Origin of the sequence: Phaeobacter sp. 11ANDIMAR09 (assembly GCF_001294455.1) — a bacterium.
GTDB lineage: Bacteria > Pseudomonadota > Alphaproteobacteria > Rhodobacterales > Rhodobacteraceae > Pseudophaeobacter.
Map to the genome: position 1 here is coordinate 42,183 of NZ_LIKT01000023.1, position 16,850 is coordinate 59,032.

Here is a 16,850-nt window from a genome sequence, read left to right on the forward strand (position 1 = left end):
CCAGATTGCCAGCCAAAGCCTAAGGAATCCCAATGACCCAGATAATCCTCAGCTGCTCCCGGGCTCTGCTTTGCCTGGCGGTGGCCCTCTCGGGCTGCTGGGCCGTTCTGGCTCTGTGGTTTCGGCTGCCCTTTGACCTCTGGCTGCGTTTGGGTTTTGCTGCGGGCTTTGCCCTCCTGACCCTGGCGGTGATCTTTGGCCTCTCCCGCCCCCGGCGCCTGCGGGCCCTGGCCACCTATGCCCTGGCCCTGGCAACGGTGATCACCTGGTGGGCCAGCCTCACCCCACCCGCCACAAGAAACTGGTCTCCCGATGTGGAACGCCAGGTCACCGGCGAGCTCAATGGATCCCATCTGACCCTCACCAATATCCGCAATTTCACCTGGCGCAGCGCGGATGATTTTGATGCCACCTGGGAAAACCGCAGCTACGACCTGGAGCAGTTGCAAAGCCTCGACCTCTTCATGTCCTATTGGTCCGGCAAATCCATCGCCCATATGATCATCAGTTTTGGTTTTGCCGATGGCCAACAAATCGCCTGGTCGGTCGAAGTCCGCCGCGAAAGGGGCGGCGGTTTCTCTCCGATTGCAGATCTGTTCAAAGCCAATACCCTCTCCCTGATCGCGGCAGATGAACGCGACGTGATCGGAATCCGCACCAATATCCGCGGCGAAGACGTACAGCTCTTTCGCACCAACACCAGCCCAGAGACAGCACGCGCGCTTTTGTTGCACTATGTAGCAACCGCCAACCATCTGGCCGACCAGCCGCAATGGTACAATTCTCTCGCCACCAATTGCACCACCGTGGTGCTGCAGATGATCCGCAGGATCGTTGGCGAATTGCCACTGGATTGGCGGGTGCTGGCCAATGGCTACCTTCCAAGCTATGCCTATGACGCAGGCGTCCTCGACAGCCGCCTCTCCCTCCAGACCCTGGTTGAGCGGGGCCGCATTACCGCCCGCGCCCGTGCCCATGGTCTGCAGCAGGATTACTCCACGTTCATTCGCCAGGACGTGCCCTCTCCAGGAGACTGACCGCAGAAAAAATCCCGCGCCTCTCTCCCTTTTCATTTGGCCAAAAATATCCCGGGGAGCGCGAGGGGCTGGCCCCTCGCCCACCTGCACAAACCCCTCCCCTCGCCATGACATGATCTTGACAGAGCCGCGGACACCTGCGACATCAGCCCCCATCACATAACCCGCAACCGGGCGTTCAGTGGGCGCCAAACCGACGAGGAGCAGCCAGACCATGGCCCAAATCTCTCTCACCTTCCCCGATGGCAATGCACGTGAATTCGATGCAGGGATCACCCCTGCCGAAGTGGCCTCTTCCATTTCCACCTCGCTGGGCAAAAAAGCAATCTCCGCCACCGTTGATGGCGCCCATTGGGATCTGCAATGGCCGATTACCTCTGACGCCTCCATCGCCCTTCACACCCTAAAGGACGAGGCGCAGGCCAATGAGCTCATCCGCCACGACCTCGCCCATGTGATGGCGCGCGCGGTACAGGAAATCTGGCCCGACACCAAGGTCACCATCGGCCCCGTCATTGAAAACGGTTGGTATTACGACTTTGACCGCGCCGAGCCCTTCACCCCCGAAGATCTGGGGGTGATCGAGAAAAAGATGAAAGAAATCATCAACAAGCGTGACGCGGTGCGCACCGAGGTCTGGGACCGCGCCCGCGCCATCCAGCATTACACCGACCTAGGTGAACCCTATAAGGTCGAACTGATCGAAAGCATCCCCGGCGATGAACCGCTGCGCATGTATTGGCATGGCGACTGGCAGGATCTCTGCCGTGGTCCGCACCTACAACACACCGGCCAATTGCCCGGCGACGCCTTCAAGTTGATGAGCATTGCCGGCGCCTACTGGCGTGGCGATTCTGACCGTGCCATGCTGCAGCGCATCTATGGCGTTGCCTTCACCGGCAAGGAAAAGCTCAAAGCCCACCTCCATATGCTGGAAGAGGCCGCAAAACGCGACCACCGCAAACTGGGCCGCGAGATGAACCTCTATCACATGCAGGAAGAGGCCCCTGGCCAGGTGTTCTGGCATCCAAACGGCTGGAAGATCTACACCACCCTGCAGGACTATATGCGCCGCATGCAGGAGCGTGATGGCTACGTCGAGGTGAACACCCCCCAGGTGGTGGATCGCAAACTCTGGGAAGCCTCGGGCCACTGGGACAAATACCAGGAAAACATGTTCATCGTTGAAGTTGACGAAGAACACGCCCGCGAAAAAGCCGTCAACGCGCTGAAACCGATGAACTGCCCCTGCCATGTGCAGGTGTTCAATCAGGGTCTCAAGAGCTACCGCGACCTGCCGCTGCGCATGGCCGAGTTTGGCTCCTGCGCCCGCTATGAGCCCTCGGGCGCGCTGCATGGCATCATGAGGGTGCGCGGCTTTACCCAAGATGATGGCCATATCTTCTGCGCCGAAGATCAGATCGAGTCGGAAACCGCAAAATTCATTGCCTTCCTGTCCAAGGTCTATGCCGATCTCGGCTTCCACAACTGGACCATCAAGCTCTCCACCCGCCCCGAAAAGCGCATCGGCTCGGATGAAAGCTGGGATCTGGTGGAAAAAGCCCTGGGCGATGCCTGTAGGGCAGCAGGGTATGAATATGAGTTGCTGGAAGGTGAAGGCGCGTTCTACGGCCCCAAGCTGGAGTTCACCCTGACCGATGCCATCGGCCGGAACTGGCAATGCGGCACCCTGCAGGTTGACCCCAACCTGCCGGAACGTCTAGAGGCCAATTTCATCGGTGCCGATGGCAACAAACACCGCCCCTTCATGCTCCACCGCGCCACCCTTGGCTCCTTTGAGCGCTTCATTGGCATTCTGATCGAAGAACATGCCGGCAAGCTGCCCTTCTGGCTGGCGCCGCGTCAGGTTGTTGTCGCCTCCATCACCTCGGATGCGGATGACTACGTGCATGAGGTCGTTGCCGAACTTCAGGCAGCAGGGGTGCGGGCCGAGGCGGATATCCGCAATGAAAAGATCAACTACAAGGTCCGCGAACATTCGCTCGGCAAGGTTCCGGTAATCCTGGCCATCGGACACCGCGAAGTGGAGGAGCGCACCGTCTCTATCCGCCGTCTTGGTGAAAAGCAGACCAAGGTGGACAGCCTCGAAAATGTTACAAAGGCGTTGAAGGTCGAAGCGACGCCGCCCGACCTGCTGTAACATTCGCCCGACATTGATCCCTTTGCGGCCCCCATTTGGGGCCGTTTTGTTTCAAACTTTTCAAAAAATACTTGTTTTCAACATCTTAACACACACCCCTCTCTCACAACCCCTGACGCAGACGTGAGACACGCTCTCGTGACTTAAACTCTCACTCACCTCGGGTTAGGTTTTTCATGTCAACAAGACAGCGCAAGACCAACCGAAAGGAATTCACGAGATGTCGAAAACTTCCAAATCTCTCGCCGTTGCCGGTGCCGTTGCCGCAGCTCTGACCGCCGCCGCCACCATGCCTGCCGCTGCTGGCACCAAGGAAAAATGCTACGGTGTTTCTTTGGCCGGTCAAAACGACTGCGCCGCCGGTCCAGGCACCACCTGCGCTGGCACCTCCACCGTTGACTACCAAGGCAACGCCTGGACTCTGGTGGACGCCGGCACCTGCGCCGACATCGACCTTCCCGCTCTGGCCGATGGCGGTGAGCGCAAAGGCTCGCTGGAACCACAAGAACGCGATCTGCCCGCCTAAACGCCTCGTCCAAAACCTCTTTGCAAGAGGGCGGCCCCGGTTGCTGCCCTCTTGCTCGCCCCCCATGCCTAAGTAGGCAGCCAGCCCCATCAAACAGACAGCCATTGATCCGCAGAGCTTCCTGCCTTGGCTCTTTGCCCCTCTTTGATTTCTTGCCCCAGATCCCGCCAGATCGCCCCCCGCTTGATACGAGATACGCCATGCTTCAGTCCCCGTCCCAGACAGCGCTGCCAAATGCGCCCGGTGTCGGCTACAAGCCGCAGCATTTTGCCGAGATCATCGACCAGGCCGATCCGGTGCAATGGCTGGAGATTCACGCGGAAAACTACATGGGGGATGGCGGGCGCCCCTTGGCACAACTGCGCCATCTGGCCGAGTCTTTCCCCATTTCGATACATGGTGTCGGACTTTCAATTGGCGGGGAATCCCCGCTAGACCCCGAACACCTGGCCCGCCTGAAACGTCTGGTCGACTGGCTGAACCCGGCCAGTTTCTCGGAACATCTGGCCTGGTCGACCCATGATGGCCATTTCTATAATGATCTGCTGCCCCTGCCCTATACGGATGCAACCCTGAACCGGGTCTGCACCCATATTGATCAGCTGCAAGACACCATCGGCCGCAAGATGCTGCTGGAAAACCCCTCGAGCTATCTCGCCTTTGCTGAGAGCACCTGGTCCGAGCCCGAGTTCTTGGCCGAAATCAGCCGTCAAACCGGCTGTGGGCTGCTGCTTGATGTGAACAACGTCTTTGTTTCCGCCACCAATCTTGAGTTCTCGCCACAGGGCTACATTGATGCCTTTGCCTTGGACAAGGTGGGAGAGATTCACCTTGGTGGCCATGATGAGGATGAAGATGATCAAGGCCGCCCGCTATTGATCGACAGTCATGGGCGCGAAGTGGTGGATCCGGTTTGGGCGCTGCTTGACTACACTCTGGAGCGCTCCGGCCCCAAGCCGGTACTGATTGAATGGGACAATGACGTGCCAGATTGGCCGACCCTGGCTGCCGAAGCCGAACGGGCGGCCTTTGCCCTCAAGGGTCTGCCAAGCTCTGGAGCAGTCTCCACCGCTGCCAACAGGGCAACCGCATGAGCCAGACTGAGCCAGAAACAGTGCCGGGAACCGTAGATCAGACAACATTCACCGAGGCGATGATGGATGGCGCGCGCAATGTGCCTTTAGGATTGGTGGATCATGAGGGCGCCGCTGCGGGGCGGAGATTTTCTGTCTACCGCAACAATGTCGCGGTTTCCCTGACCGAGGCCATGCACAGCGCCTTTCCCGTTATCGCCAAACTTCTGGGCAAGAAAAACATGGATGGTCTGTCAGGTATCTTTCTGCGCGCCCATCCGCCCAACTCACCCCTGATGATGTTCTATGGCGCTGAATTTCCAGCCTTTCTTGAAAACATGCAACAACTGAGCCATCTGGGCTATCTGGGCGATGTGGCCCGATTGGAACTGGCGCTGCGCCACGCCTATCACGCTGCCGATGTCGCCCCCATGGATCCGATGGCGCTGGCAGGCCTGTCCGAACCGGCGCTGCTAGACAGCAGGGTTGTCTTGGCCCCAGCCCTGCAACTCATCCGCTCCCCCTGGCCAATAGGCTCGATCTGGCAGTTCAACACCAATGCCGGTGCCACCAAACCACAGGCGGGTGCCGAGACTGTGCTGATCACCCGTCCCGACTTTGATCCCATCCCGCAGGTCCTTCAGCCTACTGACGCCATCTGCATAGAGGCCCTGATTCAGGGGGCCAGCATTGGCGACGCACTGGAACAGGCCCGGACCACCGATACTGAATTTGACCTCAGCTCCCCACTCACCCTGCTGCTGCAGGGCGGAGCCATCACTGGACTAGAAAGCAAAGGGTAACGACATGCACCTCCTTGTCACCATTCACAACGCCATCTTTGACCTCGTCGAAAAGGCCGGCAGCTGGGTGCTGCCCCTGGCAGCCCGCTTTGTCTTTGCCGCAACGCTGCTGCTCTATTACTGGAACTCGGGCCTGACAAAACTGGGAGATGGCTTTTTCGGACTGTTCAGCCCCTCGATCGGCGCCTATTCTCAGATCTTCCCCAAACAGCTGGAAGCCGTCGGATATGACGTATCACAGTTTGGGCTGTTTCATCAGCTGGTGGTTCTGGCAGGCACCTATGCCGAATTCATCCTGCCGCTACTGATCCTGCTGGGCCTGTTCACGCGTCTGGCCTCGCTGGGGATGATTGGCTTTATCGTTGTTCAGTCCCTCACGGATGTGATTGGCCATGGTGCCACAGACGCAAAAACGCTGGGCGCGCTCTTTGACCGCTTCCCCGATGGGGTCATCCTGGATCAGCGCCTGTTCTGGGTCTTTGTTCTTGCGGTGCTGGTGATCAAAGGCGCAGGCGCCCTGTCCCTGGATCGGGTCCTGCAGCGCCGGATGGAATCCGACCCCGCATAGCCCTCGCTGCCAAGGCCACAAAGAAAGGCGCCCTGCTTTTGGCAGCGGCGCCTTTTGCATTTTACCCGGGCGTCAAAGCCCTGCCATGTGCTAGCTCTGAAGCGCCTCTTGGGTGGATTTATCCCAACCCAAATACAGCCTGTCCTCTACCGCAATCAGCGGTCGCTTCATCAGCGTGGGATGCTGCTGCAACAGCTCAAGCGGTGCTGCCGAGCGCTCTGCTTCGCTGAGGCCTCGCCAGGTTGTTGAGCGGGTATTGACCAGACGATCGCCAAACTCTGCCAGTGCCTTGATTAACACCGCGCTGGGGACACCTTCGCCACGCACCTCCACCAGGTGCGCCTGTGGTAATTGTTTCAACGCCTTACGGCAGGTGTCGCAGTTCTTTAACCCATAGAGGATCATCAATTTCCCTTCCCTCTGCCCCACATTCTATCAATCTAAGGTAGAATGCAGATAGTCTCTTGATTTATTCTCAACTCGTGCAAGAGTTGCAAAAGGGGGACTGATGTCCGTTATCCGCGCAGCCTGCCATCGCCTGTGCCAGCTATGACCATGGATGAATGACCGTCCAGAACCCCTCCAACATCTGGGCTGACCCAGAGCAACATATAAGTAGAAGGAGACACGGGAAATGCCAAGCGGCACCGTGAAATGGTTTAACACGACCAAAGGATTTGGGTTCATCGAACCCGACGGCGGCGGAAATGACGTCTTTGTACATATCTCTCAGGTAGAAAGATCGGGGCTCACCGGGCTTTCTGACAATATGAAGGTGGACTACGAGCTCACCGAAGGCCGTGATGGTCGACAGATGGCCGGCGAGATCAAACCCCTGATGAGTTCGAGCTAGCCCGGGGGTCTCTCCGGGTCTGGGCCCCACCGCGCGGATATATCCCATCTGCCGGTGGGGTGATTTCATGCGCGGACAGGCAAGCCCGCGCCTTCCGCCCCCCCGAACTCACCCACCTAGCCCAATCCCGCAAGTCGACCTGACCAAAGGACCACAGCCCTGCCGACAAGAGGTCAGCAGCGCGGTTTCAGCTGCCGGGCGAGACGCGCAGATATTCCACCATGACGCAGGAAGGCTCTTCGGAGCGCAGCAGGGTTTCCCCCTGTCGCTGCCATTCCCCTGCCACGATTTCGGGGAAATAGGTATCGCCAGCTTCAACCTCCAAACCCACTTCGGTGATCAGCAACCGGTCCGCGATCTGCATCATTTCGCGGTAAATCCCTGCCCCACCAATGCCATAGACCCGGCGATAGCCCTCGGCATAGGCCGCCGCAACCGCTTCTACCACTGAGGCATGAACATGTTCTGCCGCCTTTGGGCTCGAAGACACCACTAGATTCAATCTGTTTTTCAAAGGCTTGAAAGGCAAACTATCCCAAGTATTGCGCCCCATAACAATGGCCCCGCCCAGGGTCTCGCGTTGAAAGGCCTTGAGGTCCTCAGGCGCATGCCAGGGAATGGTATTGTCCTTGCCAATGGCACCATTGCGGTCACGGGCAACAATCAGGGTAATCATCGTGCGATCTGCCTTGAAACTGAACCGCCTGGGCCACAGCCAAAGCGGGGAAAAAACTGTCAGAAGTTGCGGAGAGCCCTAGACAGCGACGGGCGCTTTGATGCCCGGATCGGGATCATAGTTCAGGAATTCAAAATCATCATAGCTGAAGTCAAAAATCGACGCGACCTGCCGTTTGATCCGCAGCCGCGGCAGCGGTTTCGGGCTGCGGGAGAGCTGTAGAGCCACCTGCTCCTGGTGGTTGGAATAGATATGAGCATCGCCAAATGTATGGACAAAATCCCCCGGCTCATAGCCCGTCACATGGGCCAGCATCGCCTGCAACAGAGCATAGGAGGCGATATTGAAGGGCACGCCCAGGAACATATCCGCCGAGCGCTGATAGAGCTGCAGATGCAGTTTACCCCCCAGAATGCGAACCTGCCAGAGTGTGTGGCAGGGTGGCAGCGCCATATCCGGGACATCCGCAGGGTTCCAAGCGGAGACAATCAGGCGACGACTGTCCGGGCTGGTTTTGATCATCTCCACCAGATCGGCAATCTGATCCACCGTTCCGGCGCGATAAAGCGGCTCGTCGCCAGTGGTTCCTGGCAAGAGTTCGAGCTTGGGGAAGTGACGCCACTGATGGCCATAGACGGGACCAAGATCCCCGTTTTCATCAGCCCATTCATCCCAGATCGAGACGCCATTATCCTTGAGGTATTTGATATTGGTATCGCCGGACAGGAACCACAACAGCTCATGCACAATGGACTTGAGATGTAGTTTCTTGGTCGTCACCAACGGGAATCCATCCGCCAGCGGATAGCGCATCTGCATACCAAAACAAGAAATCGTTCCGGTGCCGGTGCGGTCGCTGCTGGGCACTCCGGTTTCCAGAATTTGGCGCAAAGCTGCATGATACTGCTGCACTGTGATCCCCCTTTGACGGTCGCTCTCTTTGGTCTTGTCATAACCGCTCGCTTCGCCAAATGACAGAGCCAAGCGCCGACGCCGCTTGGAATGCCTCTGGTATCAAATGAGGTACGCAAATCGGTTGCTTCTTTCAGGTATTCACGAGCCAAATCCTGGATGAAGGTGGTCCAAGTCCGCATGACGTTGCGGCTCTGCGAATCGATTGGAACTGGCCTATAGTTCGGACAGATTGTAGCAATGACCTCCAATTCTCCCCTGACCCGCTGGCGCTCATGCCCGTCTCCGGGGCGAACAAACCATCAAGGATCCTCGCATATGGCGCTTACATATCTGCACGTAATGGTTCGAGTAAAAGACCTGGAAAAATCCAGAGAATTTTACGAGCTTCTGGGGCTGCGCGAAACCCGCCGCTATGACAGCGAACAAGGCCGCTTTACCCTGCTTTACCTGGCCGCGCCCGGACAAGAGGAAACGCCCGTAGAACTCACCTACAACTGGGACGGCGACGAGGGCCTGCCCAGCGACAGCCGTCATTTTGGCCATCTGGCCTATGGCGTCGACAATATCTACGAGACCTGCCAGTTCCTGCAGGACAATGGAGTCACCATCAACCGCCCCCCTCATGACGGGCGCATGGCCTTTATCCGCTCACCGGACAATATCTCGATCGAGCTTTTGCAAAACGGTGAAGCCCTGGAACCTGCCGAACCCTGGACCAGCATGGGCAATACCGGCCACTGGTAGCCGTCACTCTGGGCGGGATGTCCGGCTAAAGCTGTACCAAAAATAAAAACGCACCGCTAATCCTCTGGGGACTATGCGGTGCGTTTTAAAGCGAACCCGAATTCTTCAAGCCTAGATGCGACTGATCTCCAGCCGAACCAGAATTTTTTGCTTTGAGCGGAGCATTTCTTGCGCCCCTCAGATAGATGCTCGGGACATTTTGCCCCAAAGCCTGTTTTTTAATAGATATAGCGGATCTGATCCGACCAATACCGTTCCACGCGCTTCAGGGAACTGGTGATATCAGCGATGCCTTCGCGGCTGATAACATCCTTGCCCTCCAGACCTTCGGCATGGCGCGCAAAGAGGCCCGCAACGATATCGCGGATCTCCCGACCGCGTGGCGTCAGGCGAACCCGAACAGACCGGCGGTCAATCTCGCAGCGCTGATGATGCATATAATCCAGCTCAACCAGTTTTTTCAGGTTATAACTGACATTACTGCCCTGATAGTAGCCACGGCTCTTGAGCTCGCCGGCGGTGACCTCATTGTCACCGACATTGAACAAGAGCAGTGCCTGCACTGCGTTTATTTCCAGAACGCCGACGCGCTCGAATTCATCCTTGATCACGTCCAACAGCAGTCGGTGCAGTCGCTCCACCAGTGCCAGCGCTTCAAGGTAACCAGTCATGAACCCTTTGCGGTCCTGCTGGCCAATTGGCATTTCCATACTCATTCGCATCTCCGACTCGAGTTTGCTCAGGAGAGAATGCAGAAAATTCCCCAAAAATGCGTTAAGCTGGTTTTTTATTCAGTTTGATGGGTTTGTGCGATGTCCTTGATCAGCTCTTCATAGGGGCTGGGTGTTGCAACCTGGCCCGTGACCCATTGGTAGAGATCCTGATCATTCTCGCGCAGCAGCTGATCATACAGGTCCAGCTTCACCGCATCCATGGCGGCCAGATTTGCATCCGCATAGGCCGCCAGCAGAATATCCATCTCTTTGATGCCGCGCCGCATCGACCACATCTTGAGACGCTTCAAGCGGTGCTCGTGCTGTTCTTCACCCCCGGTCATGTTGCTGGCCTCATGTGGTGGTCGAGCTTTGGATAATGGTGCGCAGTCGCTTTTCCAACCGGGCGGCGCGTTCTGCATTGCTGCGCATCTCATTCCGCAGAGCCCGCAGCTCGTTCAGCACTCCGGCAAAATCGCCCGCGTCGACATCCATCTCGCTGGGCTCGGACATGCCTTCGCCTTCGCCAGTCAACAGCCAGGACATAGAGACATTGAGCAACCCGGAAACCATCGACAGCTTGTTGGCGCGGGGTTCGGACAGGTCCTGTTCCCAGCCCATCAGTGTCGTCTTCTTGATGCCCAGGCGCCGCGCAAGCTGCGCTTGGGTCATATCAGCGGCTTCGCGGGCGGCTGCAACGCGATCCCCAAAGGTTGCTGCCTCTGGTCCGAACCAATCCGTTGTTTCATCAGCCATTTGCCATCTCCGTTCCGGTCTTTATCAATGTTGCTTGATCGAGGTTTGGTGGCACCCTATGACAGTTGCCAAGAACATTCAAACAGGGACCAGCCGCTATGTCTTTCCTCTCCAAGACCCTCGAGCGTGTAAAACCGTCGCCTACTATCGCGATCACGGCCATGGCCGCAGAATTGCGCGCCGCAGGCCGCGATGTGATTGGCCTCAGCGCAGGCGAGCCCGATTTTGACACGCCACAAAACATCAAGGATGCCGCCGTGGCAGCCATCGCGGCGGGCAAGACCAAATACACGGCACCGGATGGAATCATCGAGCTGAAACAGGCAATCTGCGCCAAATTTGAACGCGAGAATGGCCTGTCTTACGAACCGGCGCAGGTTTCGGTCGGGACAGGTGGCAAGCAGACGCTGTATAATGCGCTGATGGCGACCTTGAACCCTGGTGATGAGGTGATCATCCCAGCCCCCTATTGGGTCAGCTATCCGGATATGGTGCTGCTGGCTGGCGGCACGCCAGTTGCGGTCGAGGCAAGCCTTGAAACCGACTTTAAACTGACGCCTGAGCAGCTGGAGGCGGCGATCACGCCCCAGACCAAGTGGTTCATCTTCAACTCGCCTTCCAACCCCAGCGGTGCAGGCTACAGCCGGGACGAGTTGAAAGCGCTGACAGATGTGCTGATGCGCCACCCGCATGTCTGGGTGATGTCGGATGATATGTACGAGCATCTGGTCTTTGACGGCTTTGAATTTGCCACCCCCGCTCAGGTAGAACCCGGCCTCTATGAGCGCACCCTCACCTGCAACGGTGTGTCCAAGGGCTATGCCATGACCGGCTGGCGCATTGGCTATGCCGCAGGCCCGCAACCTCTGATCGCCGCGATGCGCAAGGTGCAGTCACAGTCCACCTCCAACCCCTCCTCCATCAGCCAATGGGCTGCAGTCGAGGCCCTGAATGGCCCACAGGATTTCCTTCCGGCCAACAATGTCGCCTTCAAACGCCGCCGAGACCTGGTGGTCGCCGCCTTGAACGCGATCGAGGGTGTGACCTGCCCCAGGCCTGAAGGCGCCTTTTATGTCTACCCCTCGATTGCCGGCCTGATCGGGAAAACCACCCCGCAGGGCACAGTGATCGAGAATGACGAGGCCTTTGCCAAGGCGCTTTTGGCCGAAGCAGATGTCGCGGTGGTCTTTGGGGCTGCCTTTGGTCTGTCGCCCAATTTCCGCGTTAGCTATGCGACCTCAGACGAGGCCCTGACCGAGGCCTGCGCCCGTATCGCTGCCTTCTGCGCCGCTCTCACTTAAGTCAAAGGATCCAATCTGATGGCTGCGATGCTGCCCGAGTATTTCTTTCGTGTCCGCGAAAACGGTGCCTTTGTGTTTCGGGTTGATACCGAAAACCGGCAGCGCCGTATCGACATGGAGCAGATCGCAGCCGTCAACATCCGCAACGGCGAGATCAAGCCTCACGGCGGGCGAGCGCTGTCAGAGCAGGATCTGACGGAGATTAAAACCTGGATGGCCGAGCGCCAGGCCGTACTGGCCGCGCGCGACATCGACGATATCAAACGGGCGGTGGATCATTTGAACCTCACGGCCCATTGGGCCCAGACCAAGGCCACGGATGATCAGCTCGAGGCCGTCACGGATGATCTGTTGCTGACCATGCATGACCTGCGCAGCGTCTTGGTGCGCAAAAAGGCGGATCGGCTGATGAAGGGCAAGAAGCCCGGCTAAGCTCGACCGCCTAAGCTGCCATTTTCTCGGGGGTGCGTTTGATGGAATGGCGCCAGAACCGCAGCATCAGGAAGACCCCGGCAAAGCTGAGCCCCAGAACCAGGCCGGACCAGACGCCAACCCCACCCCAGCCAAAGGTAAAGCCAAAGAGGTAGGAGGCCGGAACGCCAATTGCCCAATAGCTGAGCGCTGCAATCACCATGGGCCAGTTGGTATCCTGCACGCCGCGCAACACGCCCAGCGCAATGACCTGCATCCCATCCGCCAGTTGAAACAGGGCTGCCATGGCCAAAAGGCTGGCGCCGACAATCAGGATTTCAGGCTTGTTGGGCTCATTGGGGTCCAGGAACAGCGAGATCAGCTGGTCCGGCAGCAGCAAGAAGGCGGCAATACCAATCAGCGCCATCACCAAAGACATCACAATCACCACCTGAGCCCCTAGTGCCATATGGGCCCGATCTCCACGCCCATAGGCATTGCCCGCCCGAATCGTGGCCGCATTGCTGAGACCGAGATGCACCATGAAGGTGAGCCCCGCCAGGGTCATCGCCACGCCATGGGCTGCCAGTGGGATCGTCCCCAGCCAACCCATCATCATGGCTGAGGCCGCAAAGAGGCTGACTTCGCTGAGGTTGGTCAGGCCAATGGGCATGCCCAGTTTGAAAACCCGTGCAAACATCTCCCAATCCGGGCGATGGAAATTCTTCAGGATCTCATGTTCCGGCAGCACCCAAAGCGCATAGGCCCCCACCGCCAACAAAGAGACCGTCTGGGTCGCAATCGAGGCATAGGCCGCCCCGGCAATGCCCAGCTCGGGCGCGCCCCAGTTGCCAAAGATCAACGCATAGTTCACCAGCCCGTTGACCACAGCCGCCAGGATAGTGATCCAGAGCACGATCTGAGTGCGCTCCAGTGCCGCCAGATAGGACTTCAGCACCATGACCAAGAGCGCCGGGAACAGCCCCCAGCCCGCCAGCTGCAAATAGGCAGAGGCAGGCCCCGCCACTTCGGGCTTCTGCCCCAGAGACAGCAGGATCTGTTCAGAATAGAGCAGCACCGGCATCGCCGCCACACCATAGAGCAGCGACAGCCACAGCCCCATGCGGGTTGCGCGCCGGATCTGGCGCTCTTCGCCCGCACCAGCGGCCGCAGCCACCAGCGGCATCACCGCAATAGCGAATCCCGCCCCCATTAAAAAGAACACAAAGAAATAAGAGCCAGCTAGCGTGACAGCTGCCAGAGCTGCAGCCCCATACCAACCCAGCATAATGGAATCCGTCATGCCAATGGCAAATTGCGCCACATGGCCGCCAACCAGCGGAAAGCCAAGCAGGGATACAGCCCGCAGATGGCCTGCTGTGGTCATCCTGGGCGCGGAGTTGGGGGGGGTGAACTGTTCTACCATAGCGCAGTCTTAGCAGGTATCGCGCCCCCGGCAAGCGCCGAGAACGCAAAGAACAATTCACAGCAAAACGCGGCCCTCACATGGGGACAGCGCCGCTTGTGGGATTAGCGCGATTTGGTCTCTGGATGCAGAGCCTTGCCCAGAATGTGATCCGAGCGATGGATCACATGATGCGCCTGCCCCACGATCAGCGGGTCAGGGTCCTGAGCAATAGAGTAGTCCTTCCCCGGGTAGTCCAGGGTGCTCAGGAAATGGCGCATACAGTTCAGGCGTGCCCGTTTCTTGCAGTTCGATTTGATCACGGTCCAGGGCGCATCTGCGGTGTCGGTATAAAAGAACATCGCCTCCTTAGCCTCGGTGTAATCATCCCATTTGTCCAAGGACGCCTTGTCGATCGGCGACAGCTTCCACTGTTTCAGCGGATCGGTCTCACGCGATTTGAACCGGCGCAACTGTTCCGCCTGGGTCACTGAGAACCAGTATTTATAAAGCCGCACGCCGGACCGCACCAGCATTCGCTCTAGCTCGGGCGTCTGACGCATGAACTCCAGATACTCATCCGGTTCACAAAAGCCCATGACCCGCTCAACGCCGGCCCGGTTGTACCAGGAGCGGTCATAGAGAACGATCTCGCCATTCGTTGGCAGATGATTGATATAGCGCTGGAAATACCACTGGCCACGCTCTTCGTCGGTAGGTTTGTTCAACGCCACAACCCGCGCGGAACGAGGATTCAGATGCTCGGTAAAGCGTTTGATCGTCCCGCCCTTGCCCGCAGCATCGCGCCCCTCAAACACCATGGCAAACTTCTGGCCCGTCTCCTGTGCCCAGAGCTGAACCTTCAACAGTTCGGCCTGCAGACGTGCTTTTTCAGCCTCATAAACGCGGCGCCCCATCTTCCGCTTATAAGGGTAGCGGCCGCTTTCAAAAGCGCTGTGGATTTCTTCGGGCGATGGCCCCTTGGGGGCCGTATTCGCTGCTGGTGCAGCGTCTGTAATCTCGCTTGGTGCAATCGGAGAGTTGGCAGTGGCTTCTGTCATTTTTATCCCTTTTCAATCTGTTCGCCCGGATCATAAATGCTGCAAACAGGTCGCGCGCTGACCTGTGTCAAAAAACTGTCATATCTGGTGCATTTTTCCGTTTTCGCCCTCCGTGACGTGACGCTTTACTTGCCCAAGCCAGAGCTTGCCCGCAGCCTTGCAGTTGGACAGGAGGGCAGCAGATGCAGGGGCGTTTTGAAGAGCTGAAGGGACAACGCTTTTTTGTGCGCCGCTGGGGGGACGCCAGTCTGCCACCGCTGCTGATGCTACATGGTTTTCCGGAATATGGCGGTGCCTGGCAGGAAGTGGCACAACGCCTAAGCCAGAACTTTCACTGCATTGCCCCGGATCAGCGCGGGTTTGGTCAAAGCTGGGCACCAAAAGGCGTCAAAAACTACGCCGCCGCTGAGCTTGTTGGCGATATGGTTGCCCTGATAAGTCGCGAGACCCAACCCGTTATGGTCTTTGGTCACGATTGGGGGGCAGCCATTGCCTATGGGCTTGTTATGTTTCACCCCCAGCTGGTCGACCGCCTGATCATCGCCAACGGGGTACATCCGGTGCCCTTTCAACGTGCACTGGCCAGTGGCGGCGCCCAGGCTAAGGCCTCGCAATACATCACCTGGTTGCGCCAACCCGGCGTCCAAGATCACCTCAGCGCCAATGGTTTCCAGAAGCTCTTGCAGCTCTTTGCCACCCATATGGATATGTCCTGGCTCTCGGGGGAGCGATTGGAGGACTACAAACATGAATGGTCCCGCCCCGGTCGCTTGCAGGCCATGCTCAATTGGTATCGCGCATCGCCGCTGCAGGTCGCCCTGCCCGATCAACCCATCCCCATGCCCGCCCTGCCGCTCAAGCGTCTGCAGGTTCCCCAGCCCCATCTCCTGCTCTGGGGCGATGGCGATACGGCCCTATTGCCGGAGGCCACGCAGGGTCTGGAAGAGTTTGCACCCCAACTCACCCGCGTCACCCTGGAGGGCTGCGATCACTGGCTGCATCACCAACAACCCGATGAGGTCGCTCAGGCTATTTCTAACTGGCTCCGCTAAGCAACCTTAGGACCAGTGCAGAAAGCAGCGGCAAGCCGCGCGGAGTCAAAGATCCAACCCCAAAGAGATCCCTTCTTGGATCACCTCCGGATCATAGGCCTTGCGGGCAAAGACTTCCCGGACCATTGGCTCAAAATAGGCCAGAGGTTTCATTGGATACTCTGGATCAAAGGCGCTTTGGTCCCAACGCTCGCAAAAGGTGGCACAGGTCGCAAAACAGGGGTGATCCTTGAACTGGTCCCGTGCGTTTTCATCCCAATTGTAGTGACGCGCGTAATACAGCATCTGGAAGATGCCGTGATGTTCGATGCACCAGGCGACCTCCCAGCGCACGAAAGGCCGGATCACCTCGGCTGAAAAACGATCGTGGTTTTGTGGTGCAAGCCCATCGCCAATGTCGTGCAAGAGCGCAGCTACAATCCAATCGCTATCCACCCCGTCAGCCTCGGCGCGGGTCGCAGACTGCAGCCCATGTTGCAGCCGGGTAATCGGATAGCCCTCCAGCGAGACCTCTCCCTGGCGACGCATCTCCTCCAGCACGCGATCGGCGGTGAGCGCGTGATAGGGGCGTTCCAATTCCGCCAGCTTCAAATACTCTTCCTTTGTGCCGTCCTTCATCTGAGTGAAGGACACTTTGTATCCCTGGTCGGCCTTGTCCATGTGATGCTTCCTCTTCTGCTTGACGTCTGGATCTGCTGCGCCCTCTGTTGCCAAAGTGAACCATTGATCTGCTTTGAACTTGTCCTTGAGCGACAATAGCGCTGCACCATTTGCGGCAGACACTTCAGGTCTCCC

20 protein-coding genes are annotated in these 16,850 nt (G+C 58.1%); 11 read left to right on the forward strand and 9 right to left on the reverse strand.

The window, feature by feature from the left end; translation table 11 throughout:
- Positions 1-32: 32 nt before the first annotated feature.
- From AN476_RS17255 to AN476_RS17280, 6 genes are all read left to right on the forward strand, one after another.
- Entirely contained in the window at positions 33-1,037 is a 1,005-nt protein-coding gene (locus tag AN476_RS17255) for a DUF4105 domain-containing protein (protein ID WP_054462922.1), read from the forward strand.
- Between the two features lie 214 nt (positions 1,038-1,251).
- Positions 1,252-3,198 (forward strand): threonine--tRNA ligase, encoded by a 1,947-nt coding sequence (gene thrS, locus AN476_RS17260; RefSeq protein WP_054462925.1) that lies wholly within the window; start codon positions 1,252-1,254, stop codon positions 3,196-3,198.
- Between the two features lie 220 nt (positions 3,199-3,418).
- Entirely contained in the window at positions 3,419-3,724 is a 306-nt protein-coding gene (locus AN476_RS17265) for a DUF2282 domain-containing protein (RefSeq protein WP_054462927.1), read from the forward strand.
- Positions 3,725-3,924: 200 nt separating this feature from the next.
- Positions 3,925-4,818: a DUF692 family multinuclear iron-containing protein gene (locus tag AN476_RS17270; protein ID WP_054462929.1), complete on the forward strand. Its 894-nt coding sequence runs from the start codon at positions 3,925-3,927 to the stop codon at positions 4,816-4,818.
- Positions 4,815-5,600, forward strand: a complete 786-nt coding sequence (locus AN476_RS17275) for a DUF2063 domain-containing protein (protein ID WP_054462931.1) — start codon at positions 4,815-4,817, stop codon at positions 5,598-5,600. Before AN476_RS17270 ends, AN476_RS17275 begins: the two co-directional genes overlap by 4 nt.
- 4 nt (positions 5,601-5,604) lie before the next feature.
- Positions 5,605-6,168 carry a DoxX family membrane protein gene (locus tag AN476_RS17280; protein ID WP_054462933.1) on the forward strand — a complete coding sequence of 188 codons (564 nt, stop codon included), beginning with the start codon at positions 5,605-5,607 and terminating at the stop codon, positions 6,166-6,168.
- Positions 6,169-6,258: 90 nt separating this feature from the next.
- Here AN476_RS17280 and AN476_RS17285 read toward each other — a convergent pair whose 3' ends face one another.
- Complete coding sequence (locus AN476_RS17285) at positions 6,259-6,573, reverse strand: ArsC/Spx/MgsR family protein (RefSeq protein WP_054462936.1); 315 nt, start codon at positions 6,571-6,573, stop codon at positions 6,259-6,261.
- A gap of 229 nt (positions 6,574-6,802) precedes the next feature.
- On the opposite strand from AN476_RS17285, the gene AN476_RS17290 reads away from it, so the two are divergent.
- The gene (locus tag AN476_RS17290) at positions 6,803-7,021 is read left to right on the forward strand and encodes a cold-shock protein (protein WP_054462938.1); all 219 of its coding nucleotides are present in this window, start codon (positions 6,803-6,805) and stop codon (positions 7,019-7,021) included.
- Positions 7,022-7,208: 187 nt separating this feature from the next.
- Here AN476_RS17290 and AN476_RS17295 read toward each other — a convergent pair whose 3' ends face one another.
- On the reverse strand, positions 7,209-7,697 hold the full coding sequence (locus AN476_RS17295; RefSeq protein ID WP_054462940.1) for a dihydrofolate reductase: 489 nt from the start codon (positions 7,695-7,697) through the stop codon (positions 7,209-7,211).
- Between the two features lie 78 nt (positions 7,698-7,775).
- A complete protein-coding gene (locus AN476_RS17300) occupies positions 7,776-8,609 on the reverse strand; it encodes a thymidylate synthase (protein ID WP_054463006.1) in 834 nt (277 codons plus the stop codon).
- Positions 8,610-8,927: 318 nt separating this feature from the next.
- Between AN476_RS17300 and AN476_RS17305 the strand changes: the two genes are divergently transcribed.
- A complete protein-coding gene (locus AN476_RS17305) occupies positions 8,928-9,356 on the forward strand; it encodes a VOC family protein (protein ID WP_054462942.1) in 429 nt (142 codons plus the stop codon).
- 218 nt (positions 9,357-9,574) lie between these two features.
- Here the strand turns inward: AN476_RS17305 and AN476_RS17310 are convergent, their stop codons facing one another.
- The 3 genes from AN476_RS17310 to AN476_RS17320 form a co-directional block, all read right to left on the reverse strand.
- The gene (locus tag AN476_RS17310) at positions 9,575-10,072 is read right to left on the reverse strand and encodes a MarR family winged helix-turn-helix transcriptional regulator (protein WP_172684845.1); all 498 of its coding nucleotides are present in this window, start codon (positions 10,070-10,072) and stop codon (positions 9,575-9,577) included.
- A gap of 71 nt (positions 10,073-10,143) precedes the next feature.
- Positions 10,144-10,413, reverse strand: a complete 270-nt coding sequence (locus tag AN476_RS17315) for a succinate dehydrogenase assembly factor 2 (protein ID WP_054462945.1) — start codon at positions 10,411-10,413, stop codon at positions 10,144-10,146.
- Between the two features lie 10 nt (positions 10,414-10,423).
- A complete protein-coding gene (locus AN476_RS17320; RefSeq protein WP_054462947.1) occupies positions 10,424-10,825 on the reverse strand; it encodes a helix-turn-helix domain-containing protein in 402 nt (133 codons plus the stop codon).
- A 98-nt stretch (positions 10,826-10,923) separates the two neighbouring features.
- Here AN476_RS17320 and AN476_RS17325 point away from each other — a divergent pair, with 98 nt between their 5' ends.
- Together AN476_RS17325 and AN476_RS17330 are read left to right on the forward strand one after the other, a co-directional pair.
- The gene (locus AN476_RS17325) at positions 10,924-12,126 is read left to right on the forward strand and encodes a pyridoxal phosphate-dependent aminotransferase (protein ID WP_054462949.1); all 1,203 of its coding nucleotides are present in this window, start codon (positions 10,924-10,926) and stop codon (positions 12,124-12,126) included.
- A gap of 18 nt (positions 12,127-12,144) precedes the next feature.
- The gene (locus AN476_RS17330; protein ID WP_054462951.1) at positions 12,145-12,558 is read left to right on the forward strand and encodes a hypothetical protein; all 414 of its coding nucleotides are present in this window, start codon (positions 12,145-12,147) and stop codon (positions 12,556-12,558) included.
- Between the two features lie 10 nt (positions 12,559-12,568).
- Here the strand turns inward: AN476_RS17330 and AN476_RS17335 are convergent, their stop codons facing one another.
- The gene (locus tag AN476_RS17335) at positions 12,569-13,963 is read right to left on the reverse strand and encodes an MATE family efflux transporter (RefSeq protein ID WP_054462953.1); all 1,395 of its coding nucleotides are present in this window, start codon (positions 13,961-13,963) and stop codon (positions 12,569-12,571) included.
- A gap of 104 nt (positions 13,964-14,067) precedes the next feature.
- Positions 14,068-15,003 (reverse strand): polyphosphate kinase 2, encoded by a 936-nt coding sequence (gene ppk2 / locus AN476_RS17340; RefSeq protein WP_054462955.1) that lies wholly within the window; start codon positions 15,001-15,003, stop codon positions 14,068-14,070.
- Between the two features lie 182 nt (positions 15,004-15,185).
- Here ppk2 and AN476_RS17345 point away from each other — a divergent pair, with 182 nt between their 5' ends.
- Positions 15,186-16,055 (forward strand): alpha/beta fold hydrolase, encoded by an 870-nt coding sequence (locus tag AN476_RS17345; RefSeq protein ID WP_054462957.1) that lies wholly within the window; start codon positions 15,186-15,188, stop codon positions 16,053-16,055.
- A 45-nt stretch (positions 16,056-16,100) separates the two neighbouring features.
- Here the strand turns inward: AN476_RS17345 and AN476_RS17350 are convergent, their stop codons facing one another.
- The gene (locus AN476_RS17350; RefSeq protein WP_371257364.1) at positions 16,101-16,838 is read right to left on the reverse strand and encodes an HD domain-containing protein; all 738 of its coding nucleotides are present in this window, start codon (positions 16,836-16,838) and stop codon (positions 16,101-16,103) included.
- Positions 16,839-16,850 lie beyond the last annotated feature (12 nt).